Source organism: Streptomyces sp. NPDC059455, from assembly GCF_042750115.1.
In the GTDB taxonomy this organism is placed as follows: domain Bacteria; phylum Actinomycetota; class Actinomycetes; order Streptomycetales; family Streptomycetaceae; genus Streptomyces; species Streptomyces endocoffeicus.
In genome coordinates this window covers 39,313-59,981 of record NZ_JBHYVB010000011.1, presented here as the reverse complement: position 1 = coordinate 59,981, position 20,669 = coordinate 39,313, and the positions used below count along the sequence as shown (strand labels likewise).

Genomic DNA, 20,669 nt, shown 5'->3' with positions numbered 1-20,669 from the left:
CCGTCTCTCTCGACTGTCATCTTCCACTGCAACTCCTGCCCTTCGCGTTGCACATGGAGTGGAATTTCTTCGTCCATGCCTGAACCTAGCTTCTGGCGTTGTCCTCGCCGACCCGGTAGCCGCCGGACGTCTCAGTTCGGGATGGTTCAGTCCGCCATGGTGGGCCGTGAGGCGGTGATGATTTTTTGCTTTTCTGACTCGTAAACTTCCAGAGCTGAAGGCTCGTGATCGTAGTAGGACTCCCAGAAACCCGGTCGGCTCCATGGTTCTGGGCACAGGGTGAACGACCCTGTTTCGTAATTTGCGTAGCGCCAAGTCGGTGGCAGGGCGGTTGAGGTCACGGTGAAAACCCTGCTGTCGAACAATGCCGGGTTCTCGCTCTCCGCGAATTCGATCCGGAAAAGTGCGCTTCTGCCGTAGGGTGTAAAAATTTCAAGGACGATGTATTCCCTTTCCTCTTTTAGGGTGTCGGTGCCTTGCAGCATCACGGAGTCTTCGGTTCGTGGTGGCGTGAACCTGGCGCGCATCTTTGCTACCGCCTATTCATGATGACTTTGTAGTCATAGTTCAGCATTCGTCCCGTGGCTTGATTGTAGTAGTAGTGAACCTGGAAATCACCGTAAGGTGACTGATGTGTGAGCGTTGTGTATTTTCCCCAGTCGCTGAGTGAGCTGCCGTCTGAAGTCATGAGCCTGCGAACCTCGGGGTTGCCGATCTGTTCGCCGGGAATTATTCGCTGCGATTTTGCTCTTGCCCTCGGGGTGAGCCAGCCGTTTTCGTTGAAGGGAGATCTTGCTGATTCGCGGCGCAAGTCGTCGGCTAGGTGTTGCCCTTGCGTCGATCCAGATATGAAGTTTTCATTGGTGTCTTTACCGTCCCTTCCCAGTACGTTCAAGCATTTTGGAGCCAGCCCGAGAGGGTCGGTCCAGGTGCGGGGATTTTGGACGTAGGTTGCCGGATTGGGGGCTGGAGCGAGGCCCAGGGGGTCGGGGCTTAGGTAGCGGGCGGAATCCGGATCGTAGTAGCGGTGGAAATTGTAGTGGAGGCCGGTTTCGGGGTCGAAGTACTGCCCGGGGAAGCGCAGAGGGGTATAGGCCGTGCTGTCGGCGGCCCAGGTCGTGTTGCCCCAGAGGGTTGTGCGGGTGTGCCAGGCGGTGGTGCCTGAATCATCGATGAGTTCAGTGGGGGTGCCGATCAGGTCGGTGACGATTGCGAAGAAGCGGGTGTCGATTTCGCGTTGGGTGGTGGCTTCGGTGATGCGTTCGGTTTGGGCTACCGGGCGCAGGCCATCGTGGTCCCAGGTGAGGGTTACGGGATGGGGGAGATTAAGCGTGTCAGTGGTTTGCTCTACGAGGGTGGGGCCGTCCCAGGTGAAGGTGGTTTCCTCGGCGACGTCACCCGTGGCCGCGAGGCGTTGTTTGGCGGTGCGGCGGCCGAAGGGGTCGTAGAGGTAGCGCCAGACCGTGCCGTCGGGGGTGGTGACCGATACCAGGCGGTCTTCGGCGTTCCAGGTGTAGCGCCAGGTGTCGGGCTTCTTCGACAGGCGGGTTTTTTGGCGGAGGGTGAGGCGGCCCGCCGCGTCGTGTTCGTACCGGACCGAGCCCGCGCCGGTGATGCGCGTGCCGGTGTAGGTGCGGGGGCCCGTCGCCTCCTGGGCGGGTTGCGTGCTCGGCCAGTTCGCGTGTGTTTGGTTCCCCGCCGCGTCGTAGGCGTAGGTCTCGGTCCAGCCGTCGGCGTGGACGGTTGTCACCCGGCCTGTCGCGTCCAGGTCGAAGGTGCGTCGGCCCGACAGGTTGTCGTCCATCGCGATGAGGTGGCCGTCGGCTCGATAGGCGTACGCCCGGTGGATATGGCTGGGTGCGCCGGTCAGTGATTGCGCGGTCAGGCGGCCGAGCGGGTCCCAGGTGCTGGTGAGGGTGAGGGCGTCGCCGATACGGCGCGTGGTTTCGCGGCCCGCCGCGTCGTGTGCCGAGGTGAGGACGCGGTCCCCGATGGCCAGGGCGGTTCGGTTGCCCGCCGCGTCGTAGCCGTAAGTTGTCTCCGCTCCGGCCGGAGTGCGGCGGCGGACAAGCTGTCCTGCCGGGTCGTAGGCCAGGTGCAGGGTGCGGCCGCCCACCGTCTCGGACAGCATGCGGCCCACGGGGTCGTAGGCCCGGGTCAGCTCGGTGTCCGGGCCTACGGCCTCCAGGAGTTCTCCGGCCGCGCCCCAGCGGAAGGCCGATACCCGCCCGGCGGCGTCCTGGGTCACTATGCGGCCGAGCGCGTCGTAGACGTAGCCGGTGCGTTGGCCCAGCGGGTCGGTACGCGAGAGGAGTTGGCCCGCCGCGTCGTGTTCGTAGATCACCCTTCGGCCGTCGAAGTCCGTCTCCGCTATCAGATGGCCTGCCGGGTCATAGACGTAATCCCACGTCAGCCCCTGGGGGTTGGTGACCCCGGTCAGCCGTGTCGCCGCATCGTAGGCGAACGTATAGCGGACCCCGTCCGGGCCCGTGCGGGCGGCCAGCAGGTCGAAGTGGGTGTACTCGTACACCGTCGTACCGCCGACAGGGTCGGTGTGGGTGGTGCGGTTGCCCTCGCCGTCGTATGTCCAGGACTCCGCCGATCCGTCCGGCCCGGTGCGGCGCAGGAGTTTGCCCTCCGGGTTCCAGTCGTAGCGGGTCACCGCGCCCAGCGGGTCCGTCTCGGCCACGACGCGGCCGAACGCGTCCCGCTGGTAGCAGGTCGTGGCTCCCAGCGGGTCGGTGATTTCGACGGGGAGCCCGGCCCCGTCGCAGCGCACCCGGGTGGTCGCGCCCAGTGGGTCGGTGACGGCGAGCAGACCTCCGCGCGGATCGTAGAGGTAGCGGGTGGTGGCGGTGAGCGGGTCGGTGAGGGTGGTTCGGTTGCCGGCCGCGTCGAAGGTCTGGTGCCACACCGCGCCGTCCGGGTCGGTGATCCGTACAGGGTTGCCCTGTGCGTCGGGCACCGCGCTGATCTCGCTGCCGTCCGGGCGGATCACGGCCGTCAGATGCCCGTGCTCGTCGTAGCGGAAGCCGGTGGTGCGGCCCAGCGGGTCGGTCTCGGCGATCGTACGGCCGGCCTGGTCGTACGCCGTGCGGCTGACCGCGCCGACCGCGTCGATCTCCCCGACGACCTGGTGTGCCTCGTCGATCAGATAGCGGGTGATCGCACCGTCCGGTGAGGTCAGGGTCGTGACCTTCAGACCCGGGAAGTCCGGGTCGACTCCGTCGTAGTCGATGCGGAGGGTGTAGTGGCCGCCCTCGCCGCCCTCGGCGACGACCCGGTCCCGCTCGTCGTAGGCGTAGGCGTACCAGCGGTTGTTGGTGTCGATCCAGGACGTGACCCGCCCGGCCCGGTCGTAGACGAAACGCAGCGGCAGGCCCGAGGAGCCCGTGACCTCGGTGAGTTGGCCGTCGGTGTAGCCGTAGCCCATCACCCGTACATCCCCCACCCACAGGCCGGTGATCCGCTCGTGCTCCGACGTCAGCCGCAGCCGGTAGCCGCCGCTGTGGAGGATCTCGAGGGGGGCGCCGGAAGCGTCGTAGGCGAAGGTGACGCGGTTGCCGTTGCGGTCGGCGATCTCCCGCAGGAGTGCCACCGCTCCGTCGTGGTACGGGGTGAAGGTGCGGACGAGCCCGGCGTCCGGGTCGGTGAGGGTGTACGCAACCCCGTCCGCCGTCCGTGTCAGCGGCCACCGCGGACCCTCCGCGGGCAGGACCGCGGCGCCGCCCGGCACCGGATGCGGATAGGCCAGCAGCAGACCGTCCTCGGTGAAGAAGACCACGCCCTGCTCGTCGGACTCCAGTCGCTGGTCGGCCGTCGACGCCCAGGTCGGGCCGAACCACCGCCCGGCGCGGTACCCGGAGTCCACCCGGCGGGAGAACACCAGCGGCAGCACACCCGGCAGCTCCACATCCGTCTGCGGCAGGAACATCCGCCCGGTCGCCAGATCCACCGGATCGGTACGGCCGTGCCGCACCCGGTCCCAGGTACGGGAGAACGCCCCCCGGGCACGGCTCCGGAGCGCGCCGCGCGCCCATTGCGTCGCCTCACGCGCCGCCAGCCTGGCTCCGATGCGTGAGGCGATCGGGGCCAGAGCGCGCGGGGCGAGGCCCATCAGCAGGGTCTCCGCCAGCCCTCCGCCCATGGCGAGCTCCAGGGGCAGCGCGTACGGCATGGCGAACATGGCGAGGGTCAGGAGGAGAGGGAGGCCGGTCTCGAGGAGCTTCTCCAGGAGGAAGCGGTCGGTGCCCAGGATGCGGTAGCCCGCCAGGGGGGCCTCGCCGTCGGCGATCGCCGACCAGCGGGACAGCAGCAGGACGCCGACGACGAGCGAGCCCGCGCAGACGGCGATGCGGAACTGGACCAGGGCGACGGCCTCGCCCAGCGGGGCCGCGCCCGCGGTCCGGTAGCCGCGTACGGCGGAGATCAGGCGCCACAGGGTCAGGGCCAGCCCGCCCAGGCCGACGCCGACCAGAATGCGCAGCCCGGTGCCCCCGGTGAAGTACTCCTGCAGATCCTTCGTGGACGGGAAGGAGCCCACCGCCAGATACGCCACGGACGGGACGGCCAGCAGCAGGCTGAGCACCAGGAGGACTTTCTCCTGCCGTGGCCAGCGGGGGCGCTGCTCCCGGGCCCGGTGCCACAGCTGCCGTAAGGTCACGCCACGCCATGCCTCCTGGCTGTGGGTGGCGTCCATACGGTGGGTCCGCTCGACGACCGACGCGCGCAGCGGCTCCAGCTTCTCCGCGCGGGTACGGGGGTGGGCCGTGGCGTACAGCAGCGCCCGGCGCCGCCGGGCGTAACCCAGGGCGATGAACCAAGTGGCCGGTAGACGCAGCAGGGCGTACCCGGAGAGAGTTTCCAGGGCGGTCCGGCCCTGGCGTTCGGCCGCCAGCGCGACGTCGGGCGCGCGGCGCCGCCCCAGGCGGGACCGGCGCAGATCCCAGACCCACGCGGCGGCAAGGCACCCCAGGATGATCCACAGCCCCCACTCCCCGGCCAGCCGCTCCCGCCACTCCATCGCCGATTCATTGCCCTGGAAGACCGCGGCGTAATTGGTCACCCAGTGGATCGCCACCGCCCCGGCCAGCGGCACCAGTGCCGCGACCCGGGTCACAACGCGGGCACCACACCACAGCAGGCCCACCCCCAGCCCGGCCAGCGCGCTGGTGAAGATGTGCGCCTCGTAGGGGAGTACCGGCCCTCCGACCTCCACGGTGCCGGTCGGTGAGGGAAACCAGCTGCCGACGATCTGCCCGAGGCCGGGAACATACGGGTGGTCGATCAGCCCCTCCGCGATCTGCCAGCCGCCGTCATCCAGGGGAACGGCCTTACCGGCGGACTCGGCGTACATCAGAAGCTTTTCCAGCAGACCGAACCCCGCCCCGGCGGCCCCGCCCAGCACCACGAAGTCCGCCAGACCCCACTGCATCCGCCGGCGCAGCGCCCACCCCGCGACCAGGAGCGGCGCGATCTTGATCAGTTCCTCCACCACCGGAGCCGTCGTCCACGACACCTCATCCATGACGGCCGACAGTGAGGCCCCCCGCGCGGTGGCCAACTGCCGAGCCACCACGAGCTCCAGCCCCATCGAGAGCACACCGCAGCCGTAGGCGCCCACCCCGAAGGCGAGCAGCACCGTCGGCCACCGCACCGTCCGCACCGGCCAGGACAGCAACAGCAGCTGCAACACAGCCCATACCGACGTCGCAGCCATCCAGAACGCCACGCCCCGTGCCCCCTCAACGTTGCCGGTGATCCGTCACGCTAAGTCGAACAGCGGTCACGTACAAGGGAGTTCATGGGCATGTCGCCCATGGATCCGCGCTCGGTGCGGGCCCTCGGTGTCGATCTCGGTCAGCTCTGACGGGTCAGCGCACCGCGTAGTCGCCCAAGGACGGCTCCAGCAGGGCGAAGACCTTCTCGGCTGAGCGGGTTGCCGTGGAGGCGATTTCCTCGGTGGGGTGGCCTGCGCGGGTGAGGGTCTGGACGTGGTGGAACAGGGTGCGGTGGGCGGCGGTGAGGAGGGCGGCCGCGGCTCGGGGGGTGGGGTCGTCGTGGGTGGTGGCGGTTTCGGTGGTGAGGACTTCGGCCAGGGCTTCCTCGCGTTGGTCGTGGAGTTCGCGGAGTCTCGCGGTCAGGGTGGGGCTGTCGGTGAGCATCCGGGCGAACTCCGGGCTGGAGAAGCCGACGACGGGGTCGTGACGTTCGACCGCGGCCAGGTATGCGCGGCGCAGCGCGGTCAGGGCGGATTCGCCGGTCGGGCGGTCCGTGACGGTCCGGGCCAGGGCTGTGGTGATGGTCTCGTGGTAGTCGAGGGCCAGGTCTTCCTTGCGTGGGAAGTAGTTCGTGACCGTCATCTTGGCCACCTGGGCGGCCGTCGCGATCTCGGCGATGGTCACCGCCTCGAAGCCGCGCTCCATGAAGAGCCTGGTCGCGGCGTCGGAGATCATCTGGCGCGTCTGCCGCTTCTTCAGCTCACGCAGTCCTGCTGTCATGGCCCCATCCTCGCATGAGTATAAAATTGTGGTTGACCTAAATTTGTGTGCGGGCTATTTTTCTGTTCGTCAGTCACTCAGTCACCGCGAGCCATCCCGAGGAGTGCGCTTGAACCTGCGTCTGATGAGCGTGCACGCCCACCCCGACGACGAGTCCAGCAAGGGCGCGGCCACGCTGGCCAAGTACGCCGCCGAGGAGGTGGAGGTGGAGGTGCTGGTGGTCACCTGCACCGGAGGGGAGCGTGGCGATGTCCTCAACCCCGCCATGGACCGGCCCGGTGTGCGGGAGAACCTCGCCGCGATCCGGCGGGACGAGATGGCCGAGGCCCGCCGGATCCTGGGGGTGCGGCAGCACTTCCTGGGGTTCGTCGACTCGGGGCTCCCGGGGCCGGGCGAGCCGCTGCCCGAGGGCTGCTTCGCGCTCGCGCCGCTGGAGGAGGCGGCTGGGCGGCTGGTGGGGCTGATCCGGAGCTTTCGCCCGCATGTGGTCGTCACGTACGACGAGACCGGCGGCTATCCGCACCCGGACCACATCAGGACCCATCAGGTGACGGTCGCCGCCTTCGACGCGGCGGGGGAGGCGGGCCGCCATCCCGAGGCGGGCGCACCCTGGCGGCCGCTGAAGCTGTACTACCAGGGCGGGTTGTCGCGACCCTGGTTCCAGGCTCTGCACGACGCCATGACCGCGCGGGGCCTGGACTCGGGCATGCGGGAGGTGCTGGCCGAACTGCCCGAGGCCGGGCTGGAGATCACCACGCGGGTGCCGTGCGCGGAGTACTTCGCGACCAGGGACCGGGCGCTGCTCGCGCACGCCACGCAGATCGACCCGAACGCCGGGTTCATGCTTCATGATCGTGACGTTGAGCGGCAGGTCTGGCCCACTGAGGACTACCACCTGGCCCGGTCGCACGTCGCCGTCGATGCCGACATCGATGCCGCGACTCCCGAGGACGACCTGTTCGCCGGTGTGCGCCGCCCCCCGCGGCCTACGGCGGCGGCAGGTGCCGCAGCTTCTCCGGGTTGCGGATGATGCGGATCTCGGTGATGCGCCCGTCCTCGACCTCCGCACAGGCGACCGTGTCCGGGCGGCCCGCGACCGTGAGCAGCAGTCCCGGCCGGCCGTTGACGTCCACCACGTGCACCTGGGGGTCCTCCATCGGCTGGGCGATGACGGCGGCGAGGAAACGGGCGACCTTGTCCGCGCCCCGCTGCGGGCGGAGGGCGGCCTTCACCTTGCCGCCGCCGTCGCTCCACGCCGTCACATCGGGGGCGAGCAGCTCCATCATGCGGTTCAGGTCGCCGCCGAGACACGCGGCCAGGAACTCCTCGGTGACCTGCCGCCGCACCTCCGCCGGGGCGTCGTAACGCGGCCGGCGGGCCCGGACATGGGCCCTGGCCCGGCTGCCCACCTGCCGTACGGCCGCCTCGCCGCGGTCCAGCATTCCGGCGATCTCCCGGAAGGAGAAGCCGAACACCTCCTTGAGCACGAAGACCGCCCGCTCCAGCGGCGACAGACTCTCCAGGACGACGAGCATGGCGAGCGAGACCGACTCGGCCAGCTCCACCTCCTCGCCGATATCCGGCCGGGTGACCAGCGGCTCGGGCAGCCAGGGCCCGACGTACCGCTCGCGGGTGGCGGCGGCCGAGGTGAGCCGGTTGAGCGCGAGGTTGGTGACCGTACGGGCCAGATAGCCCGCCGGGTTCTCCACCGGTGTGGACACCTGACTGCAGCGCAGCCAGGCGTCCTGCACCACGTCCTCGGCATCGGCGACGGAGCCGAGCATGCGGTAGGCGATGCCGAACAGCATCCGCCGGTGCTCTTCGAAGGTGGTCGTGTCGATCACGCCCGCGACGGTACCTCGCAGGCGTCCGAGAAGCCCTGGCTGGTCAGGCCGAAGGCGCTGTTGACGCGCGAGCGGTAGTTCTCCAGGCCGACCATAGCGGTGAGTTCGACGAACGCCGCCTCACCCAGCCGCTCGATCAGGGCGGCCGCGAGTTCGTCGGTCACGCGGGGCTCGGTCTCGGTCATCGCCTCGGCGTAGTCCAGGACGAGCAGCTCCAGCTCGGTGAAGGCGTCCTCGTGGTCGCGCCACCGCGGCACCTTGGAGATCTTGTCCATCGGGAGCCCCAGGTTGCCGGCCTCCCAGTGGCCGAAGTCCATGCACCACGAACAGTTGATCCTGGCCGCCGCCGCCATGACCGCGAGGTGCTTGAGGCCCGGGTCGAGGCGGTTCCACTTGGCGGCACCGCGCTCCTGCCGTACGTAGGTGAGCAGCACCCGCGGATTGTGGCCGACGGCCAGACCGGGGTCGAGCACCTTGCCGTAGGTGCGCCGGGAGTACCAGGCGCCGATGCGGTTGAGCAGGGTGCCGGGCGGGGTGAGCGGGATACGGGCCATGGCGGGCTCTCCATCGTGTCGTACCTGTGGTGGCAATGACTTCCGCAGGTGCGACAAGGCGGCCCGCCGGAGTGTGACATCCGGCGGGCGCTCACCGAAATCACCCGGCCGCAGGCGATAGATCAGCTTCTGCCCATCCTGACCTCGCCCAGCTCACCCACTGGCACGTGGCGGACCTCAAACGCGTCACCCCGCATAACCCAACTCCTCCAGGAAGCCCTCCAGCCGCTTCGCGGCCTCCTCACGCCGAGTCTCGATCTCCCGGATCGACACCGCGTACTTGTCCTCCCACACGCGGTACGCCTCCATCAACTCCCGGCGGTGGCGCACCACGTGAACCTCCAGCTGCCCGGCCAGGTCGTCGCGCAGAATGCCGAGCACCACCCGACGTTCACCGTCCTCTTCCGCTGCCAGCGCCTCGCGGGCCCGGCCGAGGCGAGCCTGTTGTGCCGGCTCATTGGCGGCGGCACCAGGAGACGCGACGATATATGGCGGCCGGAAGTCGGCTTCCAGCCGTTTGACCGCGTTACCGGCCGCCGCGCGGTCCTTCTTCAGCCTGGTCATCTCCGCCCTGCTGAGCACCGCCTCCGCGAGGGCCGGGTCGATGGATCCGGTATCGCCCTCACCCGCCTCGGCCTCCGCTCTCGCCTCAGCCAGGGCGGCCTCCGCCTCCTGCGCCGCCTTGAGCTTCGCGTCCAGCTGCGCCTTGTGGCGCTCCGCCGCCGCCAGCTCCTCCAGGAAATCAGGAGCGATGGCGGCGACCACCTTGTGGTCGTACGCCTGTCGCCGCTCCGCGCCCGAGCGGTTGCGCGCTCCGCCCGTCTTGGGGTCACGCTCCGGGGCGAGCATCGTCTCGACGTTCTCGACCCAGCCGTCCACCACGCCCGTGAAGCCACCCACCGACAGGGCCTTGAGCTCGTTTCGCGCGTCCTGCCACCATCCGGCGACGGCGCCCGCCAGCGCGTACTCGTCCAGCAGCCCGACCTGGAGCAGCTCGCTACGGAACGACTCGATCAAGTCCGCCCGGAGCCGGGCGAGCTGCCTGCGCCGCTCGCTCTCGGTACGGTCGTTGCCCTCCACCGGGGCGAGCGCCGCGATCTGCTCGGCCTCCCGCAGCCACCACGTGGCGAACTCCGCACGCAGCACGTCCTCACGCGTCCGCGCCAGCTCCGCCAGCCGGGCCGCGTCCGGGCGCTGGCCCTCCGGGAGGAAGTCCACGTAATCCGGGTCGCCAGCCCGCTCCACGAACAGATCTGTGATGCCGATCCCGTACGCGTCCAGCAGCCGCTTCTTGCCCTCGATCTCCGAACGCGGCACGCCGCCCTGCAAGTGCGCCCGGACGTCCTGCGGCTCGGGCGGCGGGGTGTTGTCCACGTACCGGCGGATATTGAGGTTGTCGTCGTTGTCCGCCAGTTCGTCGCGGCTGACGCGACGGGCGAAGCCGTCCACCCCGGCGAACTCCTCGTCGTCGCGGAAGCGGTGGTACGTGGAGACGATCTTTTCGATGTGCTCCGGCAGCAGCACGTTCTGGGCCCGCTCCGCATGGTACTCGCGGTCGGCGTTGATGAAGAGCACGTCGCTCCCTTGGTGGCGCGGCTTGCCGCCCGGGGCGCGCAGCACGATGACGCAGGCGGGGATGGTGGTGCCGTAGAACAGATTCGGGGCCAGTCCGATGATGGCTTCGATCAGGTTCGCGTTCAGCAGCTCGGTGCGGATGGCGCGCTCCGCGCCGCCACGGAACAGGACCCCATGCGGCATGACACTGAAGACGGCGCCGCTCCGGTCGCGGACCTGGTACAGCATGTGCTGGAGGAACATCAGGTCGGCCTTGCCGCGCTCCGAGGTCACCCCGTACGGCATGCGGGCCGACAGGTGCTCGACCTCGGCCAGTGTGTAGTCCATGGAGAACGGCGGGTTGCTGAGCACCAGGTCGAATCCGGTGTCCAGGTGTGCCGGATCGCTGAGGACGTCGCCGGTACTGAGCCAGAAGTTGTCGGCGCCGTGGAACAGCATGTTCATGGTGGCCATGACCCAGGAGCCGCTGTTGGCGTCCTGACCGGCAAGCAGCAAGCCACCGGATTCCTCGCCGTGCTCCTCGATGTACTCCTTGGCATGAATGAGCATGCCACCGGAGCCGAGACACGGGTCGTAGATCTTCTGGTCCGCCGTGGGCCGGGCCAGCTCCACCATCATGCGCACGACCGCGCGGGGGGTGTAGAACTCGCCGCCCTTGCTGCCCGCCGAGTCGACGAAGCCCTTGAGCAGGTACTCGTAGGCGGCGCCGATCATGTCGGGGAAATCGAAGTCCTCGCCGCGCAGGCGCAGGCTGCCGAAATGGCCGATCAAGGCCGCGAGCCGCTTGTCGGCGGCGAGTTTCGTGGAGGCGGCGCCGCTGCCCGAGCCGCCGCCGATGCGGTGGAAGTCGATGTGATCGAAAAGGCCGCGCAGAGCGGGGTTGTTCCGTTCCAACTCGTCAAGAGCGGGATGCAGGTAGTGGCCCGCCACATCCCGCACCGCTTCGGACACCCGCTTCCAGCGGGCCGCCTCCGGCACGTACAGCACTTGGCGGGTCGCGTAGCTCTCGGAGTGGTCGGCGACCTGCTTGGCTTCCTCCAGGGTGGCCCCCGCCGTCATCTCCTCATCGATGATCGTTTCTCGGGCGGCGTCGAACTCGTCGTTGACGCGTTTGAGGAAGAAGAGGACGAGAATGAAGTCGCGGTACTCGCCCGCGTCCATCGTGCCCCGCAGGAGGTCCGCCGCCGCGAACAGATGGCGTTCCAACTGGGCGAGCGTGAGCCTTGCCACGTACGAAACTCCCTCTGCTGATGTACTGCCCGGCGGCCCACCCTCGCACGGCCGTCGCGAACGGTGGAACGCCGGAGAGCAGCCTACGGCCACGAGGAACCGCTGCTCAGCGTCCCTCCAGCCGCGCGTCTCCGAGCTGGGCGGTCAGCACGGCCCGGCTGAGCAGGCCCAGTCGCCGGCTCAGCTCCTCGTGCGTCCGTAGCTGTGTGTTGATCTCGTCAAGGGCGCCCGCCAGTGCCCGCTGCCTCTCAAGGCCCGGCAACAGCACCGGCAACTGCGCCAGGTTCGCCGTCGTCAGGGTCTCCACCGCCTGCCCGGGATTGGCCCGGTTGGCCAGCCAGCGGCGCACGGGGGCGTGGCCCAGATAGTGGAGCAGATAGGAGGGGAGGAGCCGGTCGCTCGTCACGGCGACCCGCAGACAGGAGGTGGCGAACAGCCATCCCTCCTGTTCCCGGGTCACCAAAGCCTGCCGTCCGAGGCCCGTCGTCGACTGGCGTACGAGGACGATGTCGCCAGCACGGAGCCGGTAGCGGGTGGCCAGGCTCTCCGCCGTTTCCCTGCTCACCCGCCGGACGCGGCTGGTGTCCACCGTCTGATGGCCGGTGAGGTCGGGGGGTGAGATGACGGGCACTCCCTCGATGCCCGCCGACAGCTCCTCCAGGAGGCCGCCGGAGGGGCCGGGCACGATCTCGCACAGTTCGCCGAGCGGACGCTGCTCGTACCCGGACATCTCAGAGTTCCTCACGGGGCTTGGGGAGTGCCTGTCGGCAGGGGGTCGGACGCTCGGAGAGCAACCGCGGAATCGGGTCGTCCGCAGCAGCCCAGTCGTGCACATCCGCCGAGAGGTACCCGAGAACCCGATAGGCCGAGCAGCGGTCGGCGGCAAGGTCCCGGGCGCCGACCGGCTCGTGGTGGGCCACCCGATTGCGCAGCTTGCGCAGGTCGTCGAGGTCTTGGTGGAGGGGCTTCCTGGGGCCACGATACGAGGGGAAGGCGAGTCGGAGCGTGGGCCGCCACAGCCGGGTCTCGTAGTCGTTGCCGGGGCCGAGCAGGGAGACCCAGAAGCCCAGCGTGAGCTCACGCCGCACGGCCTCGGCCGTGAGCACGCGCCGGCGGTCGCGGGCGAGCTTCTTGTGGATGGCCGTGATCTTGCCCCGGGAGACATGGTGGAGGTCGATCTCGGGGTGGTCCCACCAGTCAACCCGGCCGAACCGCGCCGTGAGCTGCTTCGCCATGGCGTGTCCGAGTGTCCGCTCCAGGTGCCTCAGGAGTGCGAAGAAGGCCGAGGCGATCTCGACTTCCCAGGCGTACCAGCGCAGGGCACCGTCACACTCGGGAGAGCAGAGGCTGCCGGGCGGGGAGAAGACCTCCGCCCGCACGGCCCTGGCGACCGCGCCGAGGCTTGACTCCTGAGTACGCACTACACCCCCGCACGATTGATTCCACCGTTGACGCCAGGTATGGTCGTCGTGTAAGCCCCGGTGTGCGCCTAGGCATAGCAAGCGCCCCGGGGCATAGCTCTGTCATGGGCAGCCGTTGTGATGTCTGCCCGTCTCAAACCGACTCTCTTTCCTGGCGGTTGAGACGCTATCAGAAAATCTTGCGTAGGGGCCTACGCGATTTAGTGCGCGGGATGGTGCCGCGTGCGCACCAGGCGGGCCATGGACGAGGCCGCCGAGGCCGAATGGTTTTCCGGGGCGGGTACCGCGGGGATACAGTCCGGCCAGGGACCGGACCGGGACCAGGGGAGGGGCCGGTGTGATCGAGATCGTCACGGTGGGCGCGCTTACCGCATTCCTCGCGGCGGCGGGGAACGGCGCGGCCGGAGAAGTCGGCAAGCAAGTGCTCCTGTCGACGGGGGCGCTGGTGAGACGGACCCTGGGCCGGGAGACGCCGCTGCCGGCCACCGCGGAGGGGTGGGAGGCCCTGGCGCGCCAGATGCATCCGCGCCTGAGTGAAGACGGCCGACGATCCGGCGAGTGGGCCCTTCTGCTGCGGAGCCTGCCGGACGCGGCGGTGGCGCTGCGCCCCGTGGCGGGACTGCCGCCCGCCACACGGGACTTCACCGACCGCGAGGCCGTCCTCAAGCGGCTGAAGCGGGAGGCGACCCGCGCCGCGGACGGGCGGCCACGGGCCGCGCTGCTGCACGGTCCGCCCGGCATCGGCACCAGCGCGGTGGCCCTGCACTGGGGCGCCGCTCAGATCGCGCGGTACCCCGACGGGCAGTTCTATGTCGACCTCTCCGACGCCGCCGGAGACCATGGCCCGGAACCGGCCGCCGTCCTGCTGCGCCTGCTGCGGCAGATGGGCGTCGAGCCCGAGCGGATTCCGCCGACCGAGACGGGACGTGAACAGCTTTATCGGCGGTTGACGGCAGGCCGCAGGGCGCTGGTGGTGATCGACCACGCGTCCTCGGTCGCACAGGTCCGCAACCTCGTTCCGGCCACGCCGGAGGTGTTCTTACTGGTGGTGGCGTCGGGTCCGCCGTTCGCGCTGGAGGCGGAGCGTATCGCCGTCCCTCCGCTGAGTGAGCGGGACGCCTTGAGGATGCTGAGGAAGGTGGCCGGGCCCGAGCGAGTCGCGCGGGCCAAGCCGCGGATGCCGGTCCTGCTGGACACCTGCGCGGGCAACGCCTTCGCCCTGAAGGCGGCGGCGATGCGCCTGCTGACCGAGGAACCGCCCTTCCCGGATCCGCCCGACGAGCCCGCGGGGCACCATCCGGTGCACACCATGACGCGGGACGCGTGTCGCCGTCTCGGGCCCGAGGTGGCGCGGCTGTGCCGGCTGACCGCGCTGGGCGGCTGGCCCGCGATCGACGCCCGGCTGGCCTCGGACGCCGCCGCCGTCGCCGAGGAGGAGGCCGCCCGGATGCTCGCCGCGGCGGCCGACGCGCAGTTGGTGGAGTCGGTGGGGGACGGACGTTACCGCTTCCGGCCCGAGGTGCGCCGCCATCTGGCCGACGCCGCGGGCGCTGAGCACGGGATCCCGGAGTGCTTCGCGGCGGTGTCACGGGTGCTCGACGGCCTGCTGAACCGAGCGCTGCACGCCGCCCACGCGGCCCTGCCGCAGAGCTGGCGGACCGAGCCCGCACCCGAGCGGGGGACTCCGTACGGTGACGAGGCCGAGGGCATGGCGGCCCTGCTGGCCGAGGCCGGGAATCTGGTGCGGGCGGTCCTTGTGGCGGACGAGTACCAGCACATCGACAAGGCCCTGCGAGTGGCCCGCGCGCTGTGGCCACTTCAGCTGAAGGCCGGACACTGGGACGAGGTGCTGCCCGCCCTGCGGAGCGCGGCCCGGTGCGCCGACGAGCATCAGCCGCGTTCCCGCATGGCGGGCGCCCTGCACTTCCAACTGGGCCACTGTCTGGGCGAGACGGGACGGTGGGATGAGGCCGAACACGCGGTGCGCGCCGCCGTCGCCTGTGAGCGCGCCGCGGGCCACTTACGGGGCGAGGCGTCGTCCGTGGAGTTCCTGGGCCTGCTGTGCCTGAACCGATGGCGGTACGAAGCGGCGTACGAGCGGTTCGTCGAGGCGGAGGGCGTCTACCGGCGGATCACCCCTGGCCAGGAGGGCGCGGAGGACCTTCCGCGTGCCCTCGCCTTGATCGGGCGTCACCAGGGACGCGCCCTGCGCGGCCTGGGGCAGCTGGCGGAGTCCCGCCTTCGCCTGGAGACCGCGCGGGACTTCTTCGCGGACCGGGGAGAGGCGTACAACCAGGCCCGTACCCTCACGGACCTCGCCGAGACGCTGCACGACGCCGGTGAGGACTCCGAAGCCCTGACGAAGATCGCTGAGGCTGAGCGCCTGCTCAGGCCGGAAAAGGCGACTCCGCATCTGGGCTATCTGGCCCGTCTGCGGCTGCGCTGCGAGGCGGCCGAGCAGGCGGAGTAACGGGAGTCACCGTCACCGGGTGCACGCGGTCGGCCGCGTGCACCCGGAGCGTCGTCCCATCCGGCGCCACCGCACCGCCGCCCGCCAGCCACGCGTACAGCGCGGAGGCGTAGGCCGCCGGATCGGCATCCGCTTCCGGGCTCGCCGACAGCCGCAGCACGCCGTGATCCCGGCCACGCACGGCACAGCTGTGCGGGCCGGTCACGTACACGGCGAGCGAGCAGTGCGGATACCGGTGCAGCACCTCGGCGGTCCACTCCTCCGGGTCGCCCATGCGGGGGTCGTCCGGCTGCCCCTCACGGAAGATCACATCAGCCGGCGCCAGGCTGCTGGGGTCCCGGGTGTCCTCATGTACGGCGAGGTGCCTCTCGCCGACCGCGTCGTACGGGTGCCCCGTGGAGCGCTCGATCTCGATATCCGCTCCGCGGACGCGCGTACGGACGTCCAGGGGAGCTGTACGCGGTGGGGGCTCGTACGGCGGCAGCGGCAGCGGCTCCAACAGGGCGGGAGCCGCGGGCTCCGGCAGATCCATCAGCGTGTAGAAGAGCCTCCGCAGCAGTGCCGCCGACGCGCCTGGGGCCGAGCTGGTGAACTCCGCCGCACCGGCCACCGGGCGATGCCGCGCCAGCAGGTCCTCCAGCTGCCCGCGCAGCGGTCCGTACGGGTCGAGCCGAGGGGCTTCCCGGACGAATGTCGCGAGCGGCGCCTCCGGGTCCAGCCGGTCCTGCGTGGCGGACGCGAGCAGTACGGGGATGTCCAACGCCGCGGCGTAGTAGGACACCGCTCCGAAATCCCCCAGGACGACATCCGCCGCCAGCAGGGCCTGTCGCCATGCGTGCACGGGGTCGATCAAGGTCAGTCCGCTGCGGCGGGCCCGGTCCAGCCAGACGCGTATCTGCCCCGGTCCGTGCCCGTACCAGATGTTCGGATGCAGTACGGCCGCCAGCCGGTAGTCGTCAGCGGGCAGCTCGGAGGCGAGCCGGGGGAGCAGGCTTGGCAGGATGTCCTGGTCGCCGCCGGTTCCGAAGAAACCCTCGGGATTCCAGGTGGAGTTCAGTACGACGAGCCGCTGGCCTCGGCGCACGCCCAGGGCGCGGCGGAACCGCTCCCGGTGGGGACGCCCGGCCAGCATGCGGTCGAAGCAGGGGTCGCCGGCGAGTGCGGATACTCTTTCGGCTTCCGGGCACACCCGCCGCAACCGCTCCAGCTGCTCCGGGTGTGAGAGGACGAGGCCGTCTACGAAGGGCTTGCCGTCCGCCAGCAGCCACTCCGGCGACAGGCCGAATGTCGGTTCGTGGTTCGCGGATCGCGGATCGCGGATCGCGGATCGCGGATCGCGCAATTTCTTAGTGTATCCTACTCCATGCGACAAGATGGCCAATTTGCCTTTTATGTCCTGGAGTTGACCGCCGAAGCTCGCGGCGATCGCCAGGGTCACCGGTGTCGCCAATGCCTGCTCCCAGGGCAGCACGGGCAGGCCCAACTCCGCGAACAACTCGCCGATTCCGGCCTGAAACGCGGATGACTCGGTCGAGGTGACCAGGAGTTGTACCCGGAAGTCGTCGTGGAACAGCGGCAGCACGTCCAGCAGACGGCCGGCGGACGTGACGTTGTGCACCACCAGGAGTACCCGTCGGCTCGTCGCCCGGCTGGCCCAGCGTTCCGAGTCCTCCCCGACCGGCACCCGTATCGCCGGACCGTCAGCCGATCCCACTCGCCGTCCCCTTCGTCAGCACTCGATGACGTTCACCGCGAGCCCGCCCCGCGCCGTCTCCTTGTACTTGACCTTCATATCCGCGCCCGTCTGCTTCATCGTCTTGATGACCTTGTCGAGCGAGACATGGTGGCGGCCGTCGCCGCGCAGGGCCATCCTCGCGGCGGTGACCGCCTTGACCGAGGCCATGCCGTTGCGCTCGATGCAGGGGATCTGGACCAGGCCGCCGACGGGGTCGCAGGTGAGGCCGAGGTTGTGCTCCATGCCGATCTCGGCGGCGTTCTCCACCTGCTCCGGGGAGCCGCCGAGGACCTCGGCGAGGCCGCCGGCGGCCATCGAGCAGGCGGAGCCGACCTCGCCCTGGCAGCCGACCTCGGCGCCGGAGATCGAGGCGTTCTCCTTGAAGAGCATGCCGATGGCGCCGGCGGCGAGGAGGAAGCGGATGACGCCCTCCTCGTCGGCGCCCGGGACGAACCGGGTGTAGTAGTGCAGGACTGCGGGGATGATGCCCGCCGCGCCGTTGGTGGGGGCGGTGACCACGCGGCCGCCCGCCGCGTTCTCCTCGTTGACCGCCATGGCGTAGAGGGTGATCCACTCCATGGCACGGGCGCCCGGGTCGCCCTCGGAGCGCAGGGCGCGGGCGGCGGTGGCGGCGCGGCGGCGGACCTTGAGGCCGCCGGGCAGGATGCCCTCCTGGGACATGCCGCGGGCCACGCACGCCTCCATGACCTGCCAGATCTCCAGCAGCCCGGTCCGGATCTCCTGCTCCGTGCGCCACGCCTTCTCGTTCTCCAGCATCAGGGCCGAGATGGACAGGCCCGTCTCCTGGGAGAGCCGCAGCAGTTCGTCGCCGGTGCGGAAGGGGTGGGTGAGGACGGTGTCGTCGAGCTTGATGCGGTCCTCGCCGACCGCGTCCTCGTCCACCACGAAGCCGCCGCCGACCGAGTAATACGTCTTCTCCAGCAGCGGATGGCCCTCGGCGTCGTACGCGCACAGCGTCATGCCGTTGGCGTGGTACGGCAGCGAGCGGCGGCGGTGCAGGATCAGCTGGGCCGAGTCGTCGAAGTCGATCTCGTGGCCGGGGCCGATCTCGGCGCCGAGCAGCCGCAGCCGCTTGGTGGTGCGGATGCGGTCCACCTCGGCGTCGGCCGTGTCGACGTCGACATCGCGCGGGGAGTGGCCCTCCAGACCCAGCAGCACGGCCTTCGGGGTGCCGTGGCCATGACCGGTGGCGCCCAGGGAGCCGAAGAGTTCGGCGCGGACGGACGCGGTGTGGGCCAGCAGACCCTCGTTCTTCAGCCGGCGGACGAACATCCGCGCGGCCCGCATCGGGCCGACAGTGTGCGAACTGGACGGGCCGATGCCGATCGAGAAGAGGTCGAATACGGAAATGGCCACCGGGGGACTCCTTCGTCGGCACGCCGGGGGAAGCGTGTGCCCGCCGGGGAAGCGTGCGGGCCGTGCAGGGGGTGGTGCGGGTGGTGCGTGGGTTGGTGCGGGTGGTGGGTGGCGGGGGCGCGCCAGGGCGGACGCGCCCCCGGGTCCGGGTTGCTCCGGGTTGCTCCGGATTACTTGGACAGGTGCGAGTACAGCGGGTGCTTGTCGGCCAGGGCGGTGACCCGGGCCTTCAGCGCCTCCGCGTCGTACGACGGCTTGAGCGTCTCCGCGATCACGTCGGCGACCTCGCGGAAGTCCTCCGCGGTGAAGCCGCGCGTGGCCAGCGCCGGGGTGCCGATCCGCAGACCCGAGGTGACCATCGGGGGCCGCGGGTCGTTCGGGATCGCGTTGCGGTTGACCGTGATGCCGACCTCGTGGAGCCGGTCCTCGGCCTGCCGCCCGTCCAGCTCGGAGTCGCGCAGATCGACCAGGACCAGATGGACGTCGGTGCCGCCGGAGAGGACGGCGACGCCCACCTCCCGGACATCGTCCTGGGTCAGGCGCTCGGCGAGGATCCTGGCGCCCTCCAGCGTGCGCTCCTGGCGCTCCTTGAACGCCGGGCTCGCCGCCACCTTGAAGGACACCGCCTTCGCCGCGATGACATGCTCCAGCGGACCGCCCTGCTGGCCCGGGAAGACCGCCGAGTTGATCTTCTTGGCCAGGTCGGCGGTGGAGAGGATCACGCCACCGCGCGGACCGCCCAGGGTCTTGTGGGTGGTGGTGGTGACCACATGGGCGTGCGGTACGGGCGAGGGGTGCAGCCCGGCCGCCACCAGACCCGCGAAGTGGGCCATGTCGACCATCAGGTACGCGCCGACCTCGTCCGCGATCCGGCGGAAGGCGGCGAAGTCCAGCTGGCGCGGGTACGCCGACCAGCCCGCGATCACCAGCTTGGGGCGGTGCTCCTTGGCCAGCCGCTCGACCTCGTCCATGTCGACCAGACCGGTCTCGGCGTCCACGTGGTAGGGCACCACGTTGTAGAGCTTGCCGGAGAAGTTGATCTTCATGCCGTGGGTCAGATGGCCGCCGTGCGCCAGGTTCAGCCCCAGGATGGTGTCGCCGGGGGAGAGCAGGGCGAACATCGCGGCCGCGTTGGCCTGGGCGCCCGAGTGCGGCTGGACGTTCGCCGCCTCGGCGCCGAAGAGCTCCTTCACCCGGTCGATGGCGATCTGCTCGACCACGTCGACGTGCTCACAGCCGCCGTAGTAGCGGCGGCCGGGGTAGCCCTCGGCGTATTTGTTGGTCAGGACCGAGCCCTGGGCCTCCATGACCGCCGCCGGAGCGAAGTTCTCCGAGGCGATCATCTCCAGGGTGGACTGCTGGCGGTGGAGTTCGGCGTCGACAGCAGCGGCGACGTCCGGGTCGAGCTCGTGCAGGGAGCTGTTCAGAAGCGACATCGAGGGTCCCGATCGAATAAGGAGGGTCAGTTTTCGGCGAAGGCGGTGTACTCGTCGGCGGAGAGCAGGTCCTCCGGCGCGCTCGTCACCCTCACCTTGAACAGCCAGCCGCCCTCGAAGGGGGCGGAATTCACCAGCGCCGGATCGTTCACCACGTCCTCGTTGATCTCGGTGACCTCACCGGAGACCGGCGTGTACAGGTCGCTGACCGACTTGGTGGACTCCAGCTCACCGCAGGTGTCACCGGCGGAGACCGTGGAGCCGACGTCCGGGAGCTGGACATAGACGACATCGCCGAGCGCGTTGGCCGCGAATTCGGTGATGCCGATCGTCGACACGCCGTCCTCGCCGGCGGCCGACAGCCACTCGTGCTCCTTGCTGTACCGCAGCTGCTGGGGGTTGCTCATGGTCCGATTCTCCTGGATACGGGGGAGTGCTTGGGAAACGGGTCTTAGCTGGTGGGATGCGACGTCGAGGGAGACGACGCCCAGGTGCCGGGGGGACGCGATGGACCGGGCCCCGCTCGT

Annotated in this window: 14 protein-coding genes; 2 read left to right on the top strand and 12 right to left on the bottom strand. The window is 69.8% G+C overall.

Translation table 11 applies throughout. The annotated features are described in order from the left end of the window. Positions 1-146 precede the first annotated feature (146 nt). From ACFXB5_RS05850 to ACFXB5_RS05840, 3 genes are all read right to left on the bottom strand, one after another. Positions 147-485, bottom strand: coding sequence for a hypothetical protein (locus ACFXB5_RS05850; protein WP_385202852.1), 339 nt, complete (start codon positions 483-485; stop codon positions 147-149). A gap of 47 nt (positions 486-532) precedes the next feature. Next, entirely contained in the window at positions 533-5,719 is a 5,187-nt protein-coding gene (locus tag ACFXB5_RS05845; protein WP_385202849.1) for an RHS repeat-associated core domain-containing protein, read from the bottom strand. 154 nt (positions 5,720-5,873) lie between these two features. Beyond that, positions 5,874-6,500, bottom strand: a complete 627-nt coding sequence (locus ACFXB5_RS05840) for a TetR/AcrR family transcriptional regulator (RefSeq protein WP_385202846.1) — start codon at positions 6,498-6,500, stop codon at positions 5,874-5,876. Between the two features lie 124 nt (positions 6,501-6,624). Here ACFXB5_RS05840 and mca point away from each other — a divergent pair, with 124 nt between their 5' ends. Further along, positions 6,625-7,530: a mycothiol conjugate amidase Mca gene (gene mca, locus ACFXB5_RS05835; RefSeq protein ID WP_385202942.1), complete on the top strand. Its 906-nt coding sequence runs from the start codon at positions 6,625-6,627 to the stop codon at positions 7,528-7,530. On the opposite strand, the gene ACFXB5_RS05830 is transcribed toward mca, so the two are convergent. From ACFXB5_RS05830 to ACFXB5_RS05810, 5 genes are all read right to left on the bottom strand, one after another. Then, positions 7,487-8,344: an RNA polymerase sigma-70 factor gene (locus ACFXB5_RS05830; protein ID WP_385202844.1), complete on the bottom strand. Its 858-nt coding sequence runs from the start codon at positions 8,342-8,344 to the stop codon at positions 7,487-7,489. The two genes, mca and ACFXB5_RS05830, sit on opposite strands and share 44 nt — an antisense overlap. Continuing rightward, positions 8,341-8,898, bottom strand: coding sequence for a carboxymuconolactone decarboxylase family protein (locus ACFXB5_RS05825; protein ID WP_385202841.1), 558 nt, complete (start codon positions 8,896-8,898; stop codon positions 8,341-8,343). Before ACFXB5_RS05825 ends, ACFXB5_RS05830 begins: the two co-directional genes overlap by 4 nt. Positions 8,899-9,084: 186 nt before the next feature. Next, a complete protein-coding gene (locus ACFXB5_RS05820) occupies positions 9,085-11,703 on the bottom strand; it encodes an N-6 DNA methylase (RefSeq protein WP_385202838.1) in 2,619 nt (872 codons plus the stop codon). A 106-nt stretch (positions 11,704-11,809) separates the two neighbouring features. Continuing rightward, entirely contained in the window at positions 11,810-12,433 is a 624-nt protein-coding gene (locus ACFXB5_RS05815) for a hypothetical protein (protein WP_385202836.1), read from the bottom strand. Position 12,434: 1 nt separating this feature from the next. Further along, on the bottom strand, positions 12,435-13,124 hold the full coding sequence (locus tag ACFXB5_RS05810) for a hypothetical protein (protein WP_385202834.1): 690 nt from the start codon (positions 13,122-13,124) through the stop codon (positions 12,435-12,437). Between the two features lie 337 nt (positions 13,125-13,461). On the opposite strand from ACFXB5_RS05810, the gene ACFXB5_RS05805 reads away from it, so the two are divergent. Beyond that, on the top strand, positions 13,462-15,594 hold the full coding sequence (locus ACFXB5_RS05805) for an ATP-binding protein (RefSeq protein WP_385202830.1): 2,133 nt from the start codon (positions 13,462-13,464) through the stop codon (positions 15,592-15,594). Here ACFXB5_RS05805 and ACFXB5_RS05800 read toward each other — a convergent pair. The 4 genes from ACFXB5_RS05800 to gcvH all read right to left on the bottom strand — a co-directional run bounded on the left by ACFXB5_RS05800 (position 15,512) and on the right by gcvH (position 20,549). Further along, a complete protein-coding gene (locus ACFXB5_RS05800) occupies positions 15,512-17,308 on the bottom strand; it encodes a hypothetical protein (RefSeq protein WP_385202828.1) in 1,797 nt (598 codons plus the stop codon). The genes ACFXB5_RS05805 and ACFXB5_RS05800 overlap by 83 nt on opposite strands. A 15-nt stretch (positions 17,309-17,323) precedes the next feature. After that, a complete protein-coding gene (locus ACFXB5_RS05795; protein ID WP_385202826.1) occupies positions 17,324-18,706 on the bottom strand; it encodes an L-serine ammonia-lyase in 1,383 nt (460 codons plus the stop codon). A 170-nt stretch (positions 18,707-18,876) separates the two neighbouring features. Further along, entirely contained in the window at positions 18,877-20,142 is a 1,266-nt protein-coding gene (gene glyA / locus ACFXB5_RS05790) for a serine hydroxymethyltransferase (RefSeq protein WP_385202823.1), read from the bottom strand. A gap of 26 nt (positions 20,143-20,168) precedes the next feature. Next, a complete protein-coding gene (gene gcvH / locus ACFXB5_RS05785) occupies positions 20,169-20,549 on the bottom strand; it encodes a glycine cleavage system protein GcvH (protein ID WP_201851044.1) in 381 nt (126 codons plus the stop codon). Between the last annotated feature and the right edge of the window lie 120 nt (positions 20,550-20,669).